Source organism: Corynebacterium sp. 045007 (assembly GCF_040743205.1).
In the GTDB taxonomy this organism is placed as follows: Bacteria; Actinomycetota; Actinomycetes; order Mycobacteriales; family Mycobacteriaceae; genus Corynebacterium; species Corynebacterium jeikeium_D.
The window spans coordinates 1-14,957 of the sequence record NZ_JBFLKW010000028.1; the positions used below are offsets into that span (position 1 = coordinate 1).

The window sequence follows — 14,957 nt, forward strand, 5'->3', positions numbered from 1 at the left end:
TCATCCTTTAATCCAACCGGTGTGCGGTTAGCACAAATGTGGCCGGAGGTGCGGGATGGTGTGGGTAATAGCTTTCGGGGAGCTATTCTTTGGTGGTTTGTGGTGTGTGGTCTGGGGTTATGGTGGCATGCGGACACACTTTTCTTTACTTAACCCGGATTTGCAGTGTATGCCGGGGGCTGCGGGGAGGCGGGGAACTGTCATGGATGCTGTCATGGATGCTGTCACGAAACTGGTGACGAATCCGTGGTGGCAACGCCCTGATTAGTGTGGCAGTTCTTCGCTGAACGGTGCGGCGAGCGCTAGCAGTGTGACTTTTTGCGTGGGCCTGTAGTAGGCTGTCTTCACGGATCCCATGTGGCGTCCATCTCGTGAACTCCCCCAGGGCAGGAATGCAGCAAGGGTCAGCGAGCTCTGACGGGTGCGTGGGGTCCCCTTTTTTTTATCCCCGGCGTTCTTCTGGCACTTATGGCCAGGTTTCGGGCACTTGTCGGCGGTTTCCTGTGATCTATCGATGTTTTTCGGCACTTATCCCCGCGATATTGGCCAGGCCATTTCACCTATCGATGAGCTATTCACTTATGGCCACGCTGCAGCGCATCGATAGGTGAATACCTTGGCCACAAGTGGTCGCGTTCGCTGGTCTGGAAGAATACTGTGCATGAGCGATGCAGACGACACGCGAGTGCCACCACAGACAACACGAGAACCGCTAGAAACACCAGAACCACCCGAAACTCGAGAAACCCCAGCCCCAATGGGCGTGTGGGACTCCTTCCGGTTCGCAGTTTCTTCACCGAAGCGCCTGCGCACCGAGCTGCTGGCCGGGGCGGCGGTGTCGTTCGCGCTAATCCCCGAGGTGATTTCGTTTTCCATCTTGGCGGGCGTGGACCCGGCGGTGGGGCTGTTTAGCTCGGTGATTATGGCCATCGTGATTGCCTTTACGGGTGGTCGCCCGGCCATGATTACTGCTGCCGCTGGTTCGGTTGCGCTCGTCGTCGCGCCGTTGTCGCGGACGTACGGGATGGATTACCTCATTCCAACGGTGCTGCTCGCGGGTGTGTTGCAGATTGCTTTTGCGGCGCTGGGTATCGCTAAGCTGCAGCGTTTCATTCCGCGCGCGGTCATGATTGGCTTTGTCAACGCGCTGGGTATCCTCATCTTCACCGCACAGCTGGAGCATCTCATCGATGTGCCGTGGTTGGTGTATCCGCTGGTCGCTCTGGGCATTGCGATTATGGTGTTCCTGCCCCGCGTGTTCACCGCGATTCCGGCTCCGCTGGTGACTGTGCTCGTCGTCACGCTTGTTGCGGTGGTGGCGGATTGGCGCGTGCCGAACGTGAGCGATATGGGCGAGCTCCCGGAATCCCTCCCGCAGCTGCTGATCCCGAATGTGCCCCTGACCTGGGAGACTCTGCAGCTGATTGCGCCGTATTCGGTGGGCGTGGCGATTGTCGGCATCATGGAATCGCTGATGACGGCGAAGCTCGTGGACGACATCACCGACACGCATTCGGACAAGACCCGCGAGACGTGGGGGCTGGGTGTGGCGAACATCGCGGGCGGTTTCTTCGGCGGTATCGCTGGCTGCGCGATGATTGGTCAGACGATGGTGGGTGTGAAGGAATCGTCGGGACGCACTCGCTTGACGACGCTCTTTTCCGGTGTCTTCCTGCTCATTCTGGTCCTTCTGCTCAGTTCTGCAGTTGGAGTGATTCCGATGGCGGCGCTGGTTGCGGTGATGGTCGTGGTGTCGGTGGACACGGTCGATTGGCGCTCGATTTCCCCGCGGACGTTGCGCCTGATGCCGCGTTCGGAGACGGCGGTGATGCTGGTGACGGTCATCGCCACGCTGGCGACGGATAACCTCGCCATCGGCGTGATTTCGGGCGTGGTCGTGGCGTCGCTGATGTTCGCGCGCCGTGTCGCTCATCTGGTCAGGATTGACGTGCTTGACGACGACTCCAGCGCCCACTCCCGGACGTACAAGGTGCGGGGTCAGTTGTTCTTCGCCTCCAGTAACGACCTGGTGTACCAATTCGACTACACCGATCCTGCGCAGCGGATTGTCATCGATATGTCGGAGGCTGAGATTTGGGATGCCTCCACGGTGGCGGCGCTGGATTCGGTGCGGGTCAAGTTTGCTGACCGGGGCAAAGAGGTAGAAATTATCGGCTTGGAGGGGCCGAGTAAGCAGCGTCTGGATGCGCTGTCGGGGAAGTTGTAGAAATCCCAATCCGGGGTATGCCTTACACTTGGTTGCAAAGCCGGATGCGGCGCGGGGAAAAAAGCTTTCCGTGCCAGTTTTGTCAGGTTTTAACTTATGTCCGATACCTGGGAGGGTGCGTACACCATGGCCGTGGATTCCTTCGATGTTCAGCAGTTGGCGGCACACAAGGATGAGTTTGCGAAGGCATATGAGGAACTGAAGTCCCGTAATCTCGCACTGAATTTGACTCGTGGTAAGCCGTCGTCGGAGCAGCTTGATTTCGCAAACGCCCTGCTGGGTCTCCCAGCGCCGGATTACATTTCGGCTTCTGGGGAGGACGTCCGCAATTACGGCAACGCCAAAGGCATTACTGATATCCGCGCTATCTGGGCGGAACTGCTGGATCTGCCGGTGGAAAACGTCCTGGCGCAGGATGCTTCCAGCCTGAACATCCAGTTTGACCTGATTTCGTGGGCCATGCAGTTCGGCAACGTCGACTCGGAGCGCCCGTGGAACGAGGAGCCGGTGCTGAAGTGGCTGTGCCCGGTTCCGGGGTATGACCGGCACTTTTCCATTACGCAGCACTTCGGCATTGAAATGATTCAGGTGCCGTTGAACGAAGACGGTCCGGATATGGATGTCGTGGAGAAGCTGGTTGCCTCCGACCCGCAGATTAAGGGCATGTGGAATGTCCCGATGTTCTCCAACCCGACGGGTGTGACCTACAGCGCTGAGGTCTGCCGCCGTCTGGTTGAAATGGAGACCGCCGCTCCGGATTTCCGTCTGATGTGGGATAACGCCTACATGGTTCACACGCTGACGGATGAGTTCCCGGAGATTCACAACGTCATTAAGTGGGCGGAAGAGGCCGGTAACCCGAACCGCGTGTGGGCTTTCGGCTCGACTTCGAAGATCACCTTCGCAGGCGCTGGCATTGCTTTCTACGCTTCCTCGGACGCCAACTTGGAGGATTACCTCAAGCACGCTGGTATCCGCGGCATTGGCCCGAACAAGGTCAACCAGCTGGCTCACGCCAAGTTCTTCGGTGACGCGGAGGGTGTGCGCGAGCAGATGCGCCGTCATGCAGGTTCGCTGGCTCCGAAGTTTGAGAAGGTTCTTCAGATTCTAGATGAGCGCCTGACGGAGTACGGCGTGGCAGAGTGGTCGAAGCCGGCCGGCGGTTACTTCATCAACCTCGACGTGGTTGATGGCACTGCTCGTCGCGTGGTGGAGCTGGCTAAGGAGGCTGGCATTGCGCTGACCGGTTCTGGTTCTTCCTTCCCGCTGAAGCAGGATCCGAATGATCGCAATATCCGCCTGGCACCGTCGCTGCCTCCGATGGAGGAGCTCGAGGTTGCTATGGATGGCGTCGCTACCTGTGTGCTGCTCGCCGCCGCTGAGAAGGCGACTGCGTAGGCCAAGTAAGCCAGGTAGGTCGGGATAGGACTATATGAACTTCGAAGAGACGAAGTTTTGGATCTCCGGGCTTTTCCCCGCAGAACCCCAGGTCAGCGAGTATGTGACGGAGCTGCCGGCCAGTGGTCGGCACGGGCAGGAACACGATTCGGCTCCGCTTCGGGTCGCTGAGTTCTCGCTTTACGACGGGCCGGACGGCCAAGCGAACGAGCGTCGTCCGGAAACGGCAGCCGCCACCGTGGAGTTGGGCCGCAACTACTGTGGTCTGACCGGCGCAGCAAAGACGGATATCCGCGTGGAGCTCTTCTCCGTCGCATACGCTGATTTTCCCGTGGCCACCATGGTCGCGGCCGCGGGAGCGCTGGTGGAGGAAGAACCGGAGTTCCTGTCGCCAATTCCGGGCCGTGTTATTCCGAATGCGGTGCGGCTGGCTGCCGATCAGGTGGCCGAGGTAGGGGAGTCGTCGTCAAGCGCGGCCTTTACCGTGGCACACGTGCTGTGCACGGTGCCGTATGTGTGGAGCGACGGGGTGCCGAATGTGTCCGAGATGCCGGGCAAAATCAGCCTGCATGAGGGCGATGTGGAGTCGCCGCAGGGGCGCATGACCACGATGACGCAGCTGGTGCCAATTACGGATGCGGAGCTGGTGTTTTATGAGCAGCAGGGTCCGCAGGCGTTGATGCAGAAGTTGGCCGAAGTGGATGCTGACCTGCGGGATTGGTGCCGTGATTCGGTTGTTTCCCAGGAGGGTTCGAACTAGCCGGTCCGGGGTGGAAGGTAGGCTGAGCACGTGGCTCTGTATAGGAAGTATCGTCCGGCATCGTTCGCCGAAGTGGTGGGGCAGCGGCACGTAACTGACCCGCTGTCGGCGGCGTTGGAATCTCGTGATGCGCAGGGGCGTCCCAACCGCATTAACCATGCGTATTTGTTCTCCGGGCCGCGTGGCTGTGGCAAGACTTCGTCGGCGCGCATTATGGCGCGCAGTTTGAACTGTGCGGAGGGGCCGACGGCGACGCCGTGTGGCCAGTGTGCGTCGTGTCGTGCGTTGGCGCCGGGTGGTCCGGGCAATTTGGACGTTATTGAGCTGGATGCGGCTTCCCACAACGGTGTGGAAGATATGCGTGAGCTGCGGGAAAAGGCTATCTTCCAGCCGGCGGAGTCGCGCTACCGCATCTTCATTATTGACGAGGCGCATATGATTACCGCCTCGGGTTTCAATGCGCTGTTGAAGATTGTGGAGGAGCCGCCGGAGCATCTCATCTTCATTTTTGCGACCACGGAGCCGGAGCGTGTGCTGCCAACGATTCGTTCGCGTACGCACCACTACCCGTTCCGGTTGTTGACTCCGCCGGATATGCGCGGGCTGCTTGAGCGTGTGGTCACGGCCGAGGGTGTGCGGGTAGAGCCGGACGTGTATCCGCTGGTCATCCAGGCCGGTGGCGGTTCGCCGCGTGACTCGCTGTCGGTTATGGATCAGCTCATTGCCGGTTCCGGCACCGATGGTGTGGATTATGAAACTTCTGCGGCCATTCTCGGTGTCACTGACAGCGTGATCATCACGGATGCGATTGAGGCGCTGGCGGCAGGCGATCGCGCGGCCATGTTTAGCGTGGTCGGGCGTGTGATTATGTCGGGCCAGGATCCGGCTCGGTTTGCCTCGGATCTGCTTGGCCGGGTGCGTGATTTGCTGGTGCTGTCCGCAGTGCCGAATGCGCTGGAGCAGGGCTTGGTGGAGATTCCGGAGAGCCAAATCGACGGTGTCCTGGAGCAGGCCGGGACAATTCCCCCGGCTACCCTGACGCGCTTCACGCAGGTGCTCTCTGACGGCCTGCGTCACTTCCGCGGCGTGACTTCGCCGCGCCTGCTTCTCGAGGTCCTGTGCGCGCGCATGCTCCTGCCCGCCACCGAAGACTCCGTGGAGTCGCTGCTGCAGCGCGTAGAGGCGTTGGAACACGGCAGGCCCGCGCTTGCCGACGGCTCGGGGGCCGCAACCCCCGCAGCGGCACCGGTGTCTTCCGCCGCGGCGCCGGGGTCGGGTGCGGCTGAGACCGATGCTTCGCCGATGCAGTCTGGCCAGTCGGCTCGTGAGGCATGGCGCCAGCGGAATGCCCAGCGTAAGAAGGGGGCGCAGGCCCAGGGCAGTCGTGCTGGGCAGGCGGCGTCGCAGCCTCAGGCTCAGCCGGAACCTGTTCAGCAGCAGTCTGCACCAGCGGCACCGGTGTCGCAGGAGTCGGTAACTGAGCCGCAGCCTGCACCAGAAGCATCTACTGCGACCGCTGAACAGCCTACGCAGCCTGAACAGCCTACGCAGGCTACGCCGGCCGAATCAGTTGAACAGTCTCAGCAGGCCGAACAACCGCAGCAGCCTGAATCGGCTGAGCAGCCGATGTCCGAGGAAGAAGCTCAGGCAGAGAAGATTCGTGAGTTCCGTCGGAAGATGGCGGAGCATGCCCGCATCAGCGAGCAGCAGACTCGGGCGCAGCTTGCGCAAGAGCGTGAGCAGCAGACTCGCGAGCGTGAGGGGGAAGGCGGCTCGATGTCGATTGTCGAGGAGGAGCCAGTTGTCTCTGCCTCGCCAACCCACTCTGAACGGCCAACTCAGGCGCCACAGCCTGAGCAGCCAGTCCAGCCAGCTCAATCAGCCGAGTCGACACAGCCAACTCAGGCCCCACAGCCCGAGCAGCCTGTTCACAAGCCGGAACCGGAATCGCAGCCGGCACCGCAAGTTCAGCAAGCACCAGAGCCAGCACCGCAACCGCAACCGGAACCAACACCACAGCCGGAGCCCGAACCTGCACCCGCCGGTATCGAGAAAATCCGCGAGCACTGGCAGGACATCCTTGCGGCTGTCGACGGACAGCATGCGTTCCCCATTCGCGTGCTGGCCGAGCAGGCGGTACCGCTCGATGTCGAAAACGACACGCTCGTCATTGGACACAGCACAGGAGCGCTCGCTACCAGGCTCAATACGCCTGATTACGCTCAGGCACTATCCACTGCCGTGAAGCAGGTGACGGGCTTCAACGGCCAGGTGCACTGTGTCGTCGGTACGCGCCCGCGCGCACCGCGTTCAACAGCTACTGGTGGTGGTTCCGGGGAGGATGATTCGTCGTCAAGAGGTTCGTCCTCGCCGAACGACACCGCCCCTGCACCGACACCCGCAGCACCAGCGCAACCAGAGACATCTGAGCAGCAGGTACAGCAGGAACAGCAGACGCAGTCAGAGCCAGCACCGCGCCCGCAGCGGTCGTCGGCATACGCATCCGTTGTTGAGCGCCGTGCCAAAATCGAAGCCGCCAAGCGTGCTGCGATGGGACAGCAGGCAGGTCACGACCAGCCGGCACAGCCACATCAGCCAAGCCAACCAAGCCAGCCAGCTCAACCGAACCCGAACCCGGCCCAGCAACAGCCGCAGCAGCCAAACCAGCCGCAGTCATTCCTGCGCGCGGCACAGGCAAACGCACAGGCCAATGCCCAAGCGAACGCTCAGGCCCAGGCCAATCAGGATTCGGGCTTCGGCGGCGTCCCACTGCCACCAGAGCCGATGGAGGAGTTCGCTCCACCAGAGGGCGCAGAGGGCGCAGAGAGCTACGGTTCGCGCAACCCGTCCAACTACAACTCCAACGCCAACACCAACTACAACCCGGTTCCCCAAACCCCGCAGGACAACAACTACGAAGAGGACACCTCCGAGTACTTCGAGGCCGCGAACGAGGTCGGGTCTCTCGATCACCGCTCGCTAAAGGACGTGGTCATGGAGATGCTGGAAAAGGAGCTGGGAGCCAAACCGCTAGAAGACCGCTAGAGCCGTTAGAATGGGGCGGCGATGCGCGTCGTAAAGCATGGGCGATGAGCCTTAGAAGCGTGCGCGTAACTACAAATCAGCACGTAAAGAGCACAATAGTTAGGAACATTAGTTATGACTCAGCCAGATATGAACGCAATTCTGCAGCAGGCACAGCAGATGCAGGCACAGCTGCAGGCAGCTCAGCAGGAGATCGTCGCTTCCACCATCGTCGGTGAGGCCGGCGGCGGTCTGGTCAAGGTGACTATGCAGGGCTCGGGCGAGGTCACGGACATCGCCATTGATCCGAAGGTCGTTGACCCGGAGGACGTCGACGGGCTGCAGGACCTGGTTCTCGCTGCTTTCCAGGACGCTACCGCTAAGGTGCAGTCGCTGGCGGAGCAGAAGATGGGCCCGCTGTCCCAGGGCTTCGACGGTCTCGGTGGCCTCGGTTTCTAAATTAGCGTTTCAGACCAGTATTTGTAGGTAATTATCATTGTTCGAAGGACCACTCCAAGATCTCATTGATGAGTTCTCGCGCCTGCCGGGCATCGGCCCGAAGTCAGCTCAGCGTATCGCTTTCTACCTGATGAAGGCGGAGCCGGAGGACATCGGCCGGCTCCAATCCGCGCTTGGTCGGGTGCGCGAGGGTGTGCAATTCTGCCGGGTCTGCGGCAATATTTCGGAAACCGACGTGTGCCAGTACTGCTCGGACACACGTCGCGACCGCGGTTTGGTGTGCGTCGTGGAAGAGGCGCGCGATATCCAGGCCATCGAGCGCACGGGGGAGTACAACGGTCGCTACCACGTGATCGGCGGGGCGCTCGATCCGCTCGGCGGCATCGGTCCGAACGAGCTCAATATCCGCACGCTGCTGCAACGTATCGCAGGCGTGCTTGACGACGTCGACGAGACCCAACCCCCAGAAATCCACGAGGTCATCATCGCGACTGACCCCAACACCGAGGGCGAAGCAACCGCGACCTATTTGGCCCGGCTGCTGCGGGACTTCCCGGATCTCGAGGTCACTCGGTTGGCCTCCGGCATGCCGCTCGGTGGTGACTTGGAGTTCGTCGATGAACTCACCCTGTCCCGCGCGCTGACGGGCCGGCTGAAGGTCTAGGCTCGCCAACCGGCCGCGCGCGAAACTACAAAACTAGCGCTCGCTCTTCGGACGCGGCTTGGACAGGATGCGTTCTTCGCGCAGCTTATCCACAACCTCGAGGTCTAGCGGAGCCAGGCTCGACAGGTCCTGGTTGGTAGCGCGGGCCAGCAAAAGATCAGCCAGCTGCGGATTGCGAGCCAACACAGGTCCGTGCAGGTAGGTACAGATAATCGAGCCCTGCACCGCGCCTTCGGCGTCACCGGTCGGTGTGAGTGCAGAAACGTCCACTCCCGGAGCAATCCCGGAGTCCGCCTGCTCCACTTCCGGGCCGGTATTGCCCACACCACGGACAACCCGACCAAGGGGCTTCGCATCGGCACCCAGAGTCGTGCGACCCATGTGGTTTTCGAAGCCAGTCAGTGGGCTGGCGTCGACGTCGTCAAGCAAACCGTTCGTGGGATCGACGAGCGTGCAGATTTCGCCGATCGCGCGCGACTCGAGTGAATCGGTGGTGCAGTCGACAAGGCCGAGACCTGCGACGTCGCGTCCGCCCGCGCGGAAGGAATTGCCGAAGATCTGGAAGCCCGCGCAAATCGCGAGGATCTGCTTCCCGGCCTCGGCTGCCTTTTTGATGCCGCCGTCATTGATCAGATGCTCCACCGCGATGGTTTGTGCGACGTCCTCGCCGCCGCCGACGGTGTAGATATCCAGGTCGGTGGGGACGGCATCGCCCAGCTTGATCGGGACAATCTCGGCGTCAATCCCACGCATCCGCGCGCGTTGCCGCAGCACCAGCGCATTTCCGTCATCGCCGTAGGTGCCCAGCACGTCCGGGAGGATCAGGCCGATAGACAGCTCGCTCATTTACTTTTCCTCCTGTGCTCGTTCGATGTCGCGCTTCAAATCGCGGAAGGCGGTGTAGTTCGCCAGCACCTCAACTCGGGTGACGCTTGACGACGACCCCCGCGCCTCACACGACCGGATCGCCTGCAGCGGATTTGCGACCAACCTCGCATCGATGCCCGCATACAGCAACCGCACCGCGAGGTCAGTTCCGCGTTCGCCCGCGGACAGCACATCCATGCCGTCGAAGTCCTCGAAGCGGACATCCCACAGCCAGGACAGATCCTCGCCGTCAGCGACGTGACCGTTGACTGCGATGACCACTGCATCTGCGGTGCGGTCGACCATGGACAGCGCCTCCTGCCAGCCGGCCGGGTTCTTGGCCAACAGCATGCGCACGTGCTTCTCGGCGCCCTTGTCATCCCGCACAACCATGGTGGAGTAGCGGCCCGCAACGTTGTCGACGGTCTCGGTGGCCCGGAGGGATTTCTCCAGGTCCGCGCCCATATCGACAGCGCCCGCAATCGCCAAGGTGGCGTTGCCGCGGTTGGCATTGCCCGGCAGCGTGAGGTTCATCGGCAGGGTGTCGCCGGCAGGCGTGATGACTCCCTCCGCAGTGATGCGGTAGTCCGGCTCTGGCCGCTTGAACTCCGAGCCGTCCGGGAGTGGCTTCACGGCGTACCAGTTGTGGCCGTCCTGGATGATGGGGCCGCCGGTGCGTGGGGAAGAGGTGGCATCGTTGGTCCAGCCACCGCCCGCGGAGACCCAAATAACCTTCTTGGCGTCCCAGGCAGCCGACGCGATGAGTGGGTCGTCGCAGTTGGCGATGACCGTCGCCTGCGGGTTCGCATCCACCGCAGCGCGGAGTGTGGCCTCAATCTTGTTGATCTCGCCGACGCGGTCGAGCTGGTCGCGGGAAAGGTTCAGCAGCACCAGGACCTGCGGTTTCAGATCCTCTGCGATGTGCGGGACGTGCAGCTCATCGACCTCCAGGACCAGGCTGTCCGCATCGGGAGTGGCGAGCAGCGCGGAGATAATACCCGCGTCCATGTTGTCGCCGCCCTCGTTGGTGGCCACGTTGTGGCCAGCGGCGCGCATGGCGGCCGCGAACATACGGGTGGTGGTGGACTTGCCGTTGGTGCCAGTGATGATCGCGGCCGGGCGTCCCTTGCCGAGGGAAGCCAGAATGCGCGGGTCAATCTTCTGCGCAATTAGGCCACCAATCATGCCACCCGCGCCGCGACCGGACTTCCGGGAGGCCCAGGTGGCGGCGTGAGCGGCGGATGTGGCGAGGCCGGCGCGCAGGCGGGCGCCGGTGCCGCGCAGGCCACGAGAACTATTCGAGTCGCGGGAGCCACTCGAAGCAGTACCGTGCGGGCTGGCATCCGCGCTATCAGCGGAATGCGATTGCGGAGAGGTGCCATTTGTCATGTGTGTAAATATTACGCGCACGAAAGGGCTAGGCCTAAGAAGCAGGCCTGTGAGGCCTGATGGGATTTGTGGGAGGTCTCCCTGCGGAGCCTTGAAATCTGAACTTTGAGGTGATTGCGATCATGTTGATCTTCGGGGATTAGGCGGTCATGCGGCGGAAGAGAGGAAGGAGATTACCGAGGTGAGAAAGCGTATTTGAGGAATCGAATTCAAGCACTGAATCAAAGAATTATTGTTTTGATTCATGTGTTGCCCTATACTGTCCACTAGCAGATAAGGGGGAAGAGGTATGGCTAATACAGAAAGCAACTTCTTCGGCGCGCGCTTGCATCAGTTGCGCACAAATCGTGGCATGACCACACGTGATTTGGCTGACGCCACCGATGGTGTGGTGTCGCAATCTGCAGTCAGTCGCCTGGAAAATGGCAAGGCGACTTACTCACTTGAGCAGGTTATGGCGCTTGCGTGGGCTCTTGGCGTGCCGTTGGATGAACTTGTGGAGGAAAACCCGGTCAGCCAGCGTGTGCAGGCCGTGGCCCGCACTTCACAGGATGGCGCGAGTGTTAAGGGAGCGCGGGAGATGCTTTTGCCTTACCTGCAGCTTCGAGTGCTGCTAACTCAAAATTAAGGAGGGTTCCCCATGTGCAGTGCGAGCAAGGAGGGGCTCGACCTTGCTATAGAGTTCCGCAAGAAGCACACCCTAGGAAATGATCCAATCGCCGACATCGCTGGCTTTATGCAGTTGGTTAATGCAGATTTTATGATTCTGGATTTACCAGCCAATGTTGATGCACTTGCTTTGCGTGACCCCGTGACGGGAGCGACAGTCATTGGAATTGCGAAGTCATCCGTTCCTTACCGTCAGCGGTTTACCGTTGCGCATGAAATTGGGCATTTTGTTTCCAATGATTTCGAGTCCTCGAAAATCGTTGCAGATGATGAGCACTCTGAGCCTGGAATATACGCCTGTGGCAAGCGTGATTATCAGGAAGTTCGTGCTGATGCCTTCGCTCGTAATGTGCTCTGCCCAACTGATGGGTTGAAAACAGACCAGAACCTCGGCGAGCTTATCGGTGGAGGTGACGTCCTTGCTGCGTTGTCCCATGTCGTTCGCAAGTATCAAATTTCGCCGCGAGTCGCACTTATTCAGATGAGGCGCGCAGACCTCATTAGCGAAGGGCAATCGGAAGAACTGAAAGGTGTATCAGCTCCCACGCTGGCTGCCCGGTATGGCTGGAAAGCTGACTATGACCGCGCGGTAAAGGTCTCCGAACTAGTGCAACCATCAGCGCGGTTGGTGAAAGACGTATATCGCGCTTACGAACAGGGGATAGTCGACCTTCCCAGCATTGCTTTTGCTGAAATGAGCAGTGTCGATGAGGTGAAGGAGCTGATAAGTGCATCGCAGTCACAGTTACCGCCATTGAGGCATGATGCGAATGTGCAGAATCAGGATGCGGCTGACACGGAAGCAGATCCCTTCGCGGAACTAGACGCTTTCTTCGGCGATGGTCCCGATAGTTCAGAAAGCGCCCAATAAACGATGGCTGGTTACCTCCTAATAGCTGATACAAGCGTACTTCTTAATTTCGTATGTTCGAAGAATCACCAGTATTTGCTCGACTTCGCAGGCAAGAAGACCATCAGCATTCCAGGAGCAGTCAAAAATGAAGTCGAACGCAAATTGGATAAACGGCGCTTCAACTGCGGAAAGAGACACTGGGATTGGTTTCTGGGGCACCCGAATGTCGAAGTTCTCGACGATGACCACAAAAAACTTTATCCCTATGTTCGCCTCTATTCTGGTCCTGGCTATACCTTTCAAGGGGGCAAAGCTAAACACCTGGGAGAGTACATCGCTATCGCCCATTGTCTTTATGCGAAAGATCAGGGTAAGGGCGTAGCCACTGCGCTCATCATGGATGATGGTGATGCCTGTGAGCTAGCGCGGAAGCAAGAAGCTGGATACATTTTCAGTACCGAGCACGTGCTATTGCAATGCGTGAAGTCGGGCTCTATTGGGTCGCGCGGGCAAGCCAAGGAAATTTGGGAAGACCTCCAGAAATTTGATGTCCTAGTCAATTTTGAGCACACCAAACTTAATGGCAAGAGTCTGTATAAAAAGGCCGCCGAAAAATGATGAACCCTGACATCACTTTCTACTACGACCGCGATTGTGGGTTCTGCGAGGCAAGCGTGACCCTTCTGGCCAAACTCAGTGGTGTCCGCATGATTGGTGCTAGTCCCGAAGACCAGTCCTTGCCAGAGGAAGTTCGTCAACACATCTCAGCTGAGGCGGTCGCCATGCTTCCAACCCCGGCGGTCGCCACAATCCCAGCCGAAGCAGCAGTCGGTGAACCTGGTGCTAAGAGCGGCCGAGAATTTCGGTACGGCCACGAGGCGATAGGTATCGCCTTGCGTGAGGGCGGCACCAAGGCACTATTCCGATGTGCGGGCACATTCCTGCTCTTCCCGCCACTGACAAAACTGTGGAGCTTTATCTATAAGGTTGTCGCTTCCAACCGTCACAGAATCAGCGCGGTCCTGGGGCTTAACGCCTGCAAACTAGACTCCACAAGATGACTATCCGGCAGGCCCGTTGCCCCAGTGCCACTGCAATTACCCAATGAGCAGCCACCGAGTCAGCCGTTAGCCTCGTCCTTCACAGCGGCCGGCGACATCTCTCCGACCAGTCGCAAGAATGCCTCATCGGAAACGATCGGAATGTCCTTCCGGTGGGCATGCATGGCCTTGCCCGTCAGTTGATCCGGAGTCACATCCGCAGGTCGGTTACACACCAGCACCGATGACTCTCGCGTGACCTTCTCCGAGTAGGCCAGCCCAGCCCGCACGCCCGCCGCAATCAGCTCATCCGGGTCCAGCGACACCTCTGGCGCCACGACGAACTCCATGCCCTCCGCGAGCTTCCGCCCCGGCGTATAGCGGCCGGGGTTCTCCACGGGGCGCGGCGCCTCCATCGCGTCGACACGCACTGCCGAGCGCTGCAGACCCACAATGTCTTCGCGCAGCTGGTCGGGCGTGTACATGTTCAGGGTTGCGCCCGCATCGAGCCCGCCCTGTGCGCGGAACAGCGCAAGCGTGGTGGTGACGTCATCCAACGTCCGCACTCGCTCCGGCACCGAGATGCCAGCAATCGATGCCTCGGGCGAAGGCACATCGAGGCCATAGGCGCGCGCGACGGCGCGCAGGCGTGCGTCGTCAAGCCGTTTGCCCTGGCGACGCGCCGTTTCCAACGTATCGGCAATCCGTGCGGGCGCCGGAATTCTCGCGACGCGAGTGCGCGTACGACGACGCCCCCGCTTATTCCGCGCGGACCGCTCACGATTCGCTTGACGACGGGCCCTCTTGGCCTCGGCAACTATAAAACCCCAGACCAGCGGCGCATTATGAGCAACCAACGTGCGCCCATCGAGCGCGTGCGCGAGCTTGGCCTGGATCACCCCGAATTTCGGTGCCCCCTCGAAGTCCGCGGGCTCGAGGCCGTGGAGGTGTGTCGGGCCGGGATCCTCGGTGGGATTGATGACGACATGCCAGGTGTCCACGATGTTGCCGCTACTGTCGGCGGTGGACACTCCCAGGCTGACCAGCCGAGACGTCTTGGGATGGATGCCCGTGGCCTGGATGGACACGATTGCGTAAGGAGCTTCCTCCGCCGACGAGAACTGTTTGTGCTCGTCAGCGGCCTTTGTTGCGGCGGTCTCGGCTGTGGCCGGTGTGGTTGTGGTCGGTGTGGGTGTGCCAGCGGTACTCGCGCCGGTTGCGGTTGAGGCCGGTGTAGCTGCGTTGGTCGTAGCCGCGTCGGTGGTGGTTGAGGCCGGCGTAGCTGCGTTGGTCGTGGCTGCGTCCGTTGTGGTGGAAGCCGGTGCTGTTGGTGGTGTTTTCGCGCCCGCTGCCGACGCGCGTTGAGAACGGCGACGATTCCGCCGCCGCCTCTTCGTCTGAGAAGAGGTCCCAGTCGCTTTGCGCTCCTCGCGCGCCGATTCAGTCATGCCTCAAGACTAGCGGGTGCGCTCACCCGCGGAGAAAGTGACTAGGTTTATGACACTTTGAGCACGGTAGGTTCAGGCGGTGAATGCATCACCACTTTCGACCAGGAGAAGTAGTGAAGCAAACCCGCCGAACGAAATACAGTGCCATCAAACCGATTG

General features: G+C 60.5%; 13 protein-coding genes and 1 other RNA gene. 11 read left to right on the plus strand and 3 right to left on the minus strand.

The window, feature by feature from the left end; translation table 11 throughout:
• Positions 1–345: 345 nt before the first annotated feature.
• The 7 genes from ffs to recR all read left to right on the plus strand — a co-directional run bounded on the left by ffs (position 346) and on the right by recR (position 8,532).
• Positions 346–440: signal recognition particle sRNA small type (ffs, locus tag AB1Z34_RS10630), an RNA gene on the plus strand.
• 317 nt (positions 441–757) lie between these two features.
• Positions 758–2,227, plus strand: a complete 1,470-nt coding sequence (locus AB1Z34_RS10635; RefSeq protein ID WP_147722227.1) for a SulP family inorganic anion transporter — start codon at positions 758–760, stop codon at positions 2,225–2,227.
• A gap of 126 nt (positions 2,228–2,353) precedes the next feature.
• The gene (locus AB1Z34_RS10640; protein ID WP_187400622.1) at positions 2,354–3,625 is read left to right on the plus strand and encodes an aminotransferase class I/II-fold pyridoxal phosphate-dependent enzyme; all 1,272 of its coding nucleotides are present in this window, start codon (positions 2,354–2,356) and stop codon (positions 3,623–3,625) included.
• A 34-nt stretch (positions 3,626–3,659) separates the two neighbouring features.
• The gene (locus tag AB1Z34_RS10645) at positions 3,660–4,385 is read left to right on the plus strand and encodes a suppressor of fused domain protein (RefSeq protein ID WP_187400620.1); all 726 of its coding nucleotides are present in this window, start codon (positions 3,660–3,662) and stop codon (positions 4,383–4,385) included.
• A 30-nt stretch (positions 4,386–4,415) separates the two neighbouring features.
• Entirely contained in the window at positions 4,416–7,430 is a 3,015-nt protein-coding gene (locus AB1Z34_RS10650; RefSeq protein WP_187400619.1) for a DNA polymerase III subunit gamma and tau, read from the plus strand.
• Between the two features lie 114 nt (positions 7,431–7,544).
• Entirely contained in the window at positions 7,545–7,868 is a 324-nt protein-coding gene (locus AB1Z34_RS10655) for a YbaB/EbfC family nucleoid-associated protein (RefSeq protein ID WP_005511884.1), read from the plus strand.
• A gap of 37 nt (positions 7,869–7,905) precedes the next feature.
• Positions 7,906–8,532 carry a recombination mediator RecR gene (gene recR / locus AB1Z34_RS10660; protein WP_367158331.1) on the plus strand — a complete coding sequence of 209 codons (627 nt, stop codon included), beginning with the start codon at positions 7,906–7,908 and terminating at the stop codon, positions 8,530–8,532.
• A 33-nt stretch (positions 8,533–8,565) separates the two neighbouring features.
• Here the strand turns inward: recR and AB1Z34_RS10665 are convergent, their stop codons facing one another.
• Together AB1Z34_RS10665 and AB1Z34_RS10670 are read right to left on the minus strand one after the other, a co-directional pair.
• The gene (locus tag AB1Z34_RS10665; protein ID WP_367158332.1) at positions 8,566–9,378 is read right to left on the minus strand and encodes a type 1 glutamine amidotransferase; all 813 of its coding nucleotides are present in this window, start codon (positions 9,376–9,378) and stop codon (positions 8,566–8,568) included.
• The gene (locus AB1Z34_RS10670) at positions 9,379–10,788 is read right to left on the minus strand and encodes a MurT ligase domain-containing protein (protein WP_224783813.1); all 1,410 of its coding nucleotides are present in this window, start codon (positions 10,786–10,788) and stop codon (positions 9,379–9,381) included.
• A gap of 289 nt (positions 10,789–11,077) precedes the next feature.
• Here AB1Z34_RS10670 and AB1Z34_RS10675 point away from each other — a divergent pair, with 289 nt between their 5' ends.
• The 4 genes from AB1Z34_RS10675 to AB1Z34_RS10690 are packed head-to-tail and all read left to right on the plus strand — an operon-like array spanning position 11,078 to position 13,371.
• Positions 11,078–11,416 carry a helix-turn-helix transcriptional regulator gene (locus AB1Z34_RS10675; protein ID WP_049190157.1) on the plus strand — a complete coding sequence of 113 codons (339 nt, stop codon included), beginning with the start codon at positions 11,078–11,080 and terminating at the stop codon, positions 11,414–11,416.
• 12 nt (positions 11,417–11,428) lie between these two features.
• Positions 11,429–12,328: an ImmA/IrrE family metallo-endopeptidase gene (locus AB1Z34_RS10680; protein ID WP_049190155.1), complete on the plus strand. Its 900-nt coding sequence runs from the start codon at positions 11,429–11,431 to the stop codon at positions 12,326–12,328.
• A gap of 3 nt (positions 12,329–12,331) precedes the next feature.
• Positions 12,332–12,928, plus strand: coding sequence for a hypothetical protein (locus AB1Z34_RS10685; RefSeq protein WP_367158333.1), 597 nt, complete (start codon positions 12,332–12,334; stop codon positions 12,926–12,928).
• Positions 12,925–13,371, plus strand: coding sequence for a DCC1-like thiol-disulfide oxidoreductase family protein (locus AB1Z34_RS10690; RefSeq protein ID WP_049190150.1), 447 nt, complete (start codon positions 12,925–12,927; stop codon positions 13,369–13,371). The genes AB1Z34_RS10685 and AB1Z34_RS10690 overlap by 4 nt, the downstream gene beginning before the upstream one ends.
• A gap of 59 nt (positions 13,372–13,430) precedes the next feature.
• Here the strand turns inward: AB1Z34_RS10690 and AB1Z34_RS10695 are convergent, their stop codons facing one another.
• A complete protein-coding gene (locus AB1Z34_RS10695) occupies positions 13,431–14,798 on the minus strand; it encodes an exonuclease domain-containing protein (RefSeq protein ID WP_367158334.1) in 1,368 nt (455 codons plus the stop codon).
• Positions 14,799–14,957: the final 159 nt, after the last annotated feature.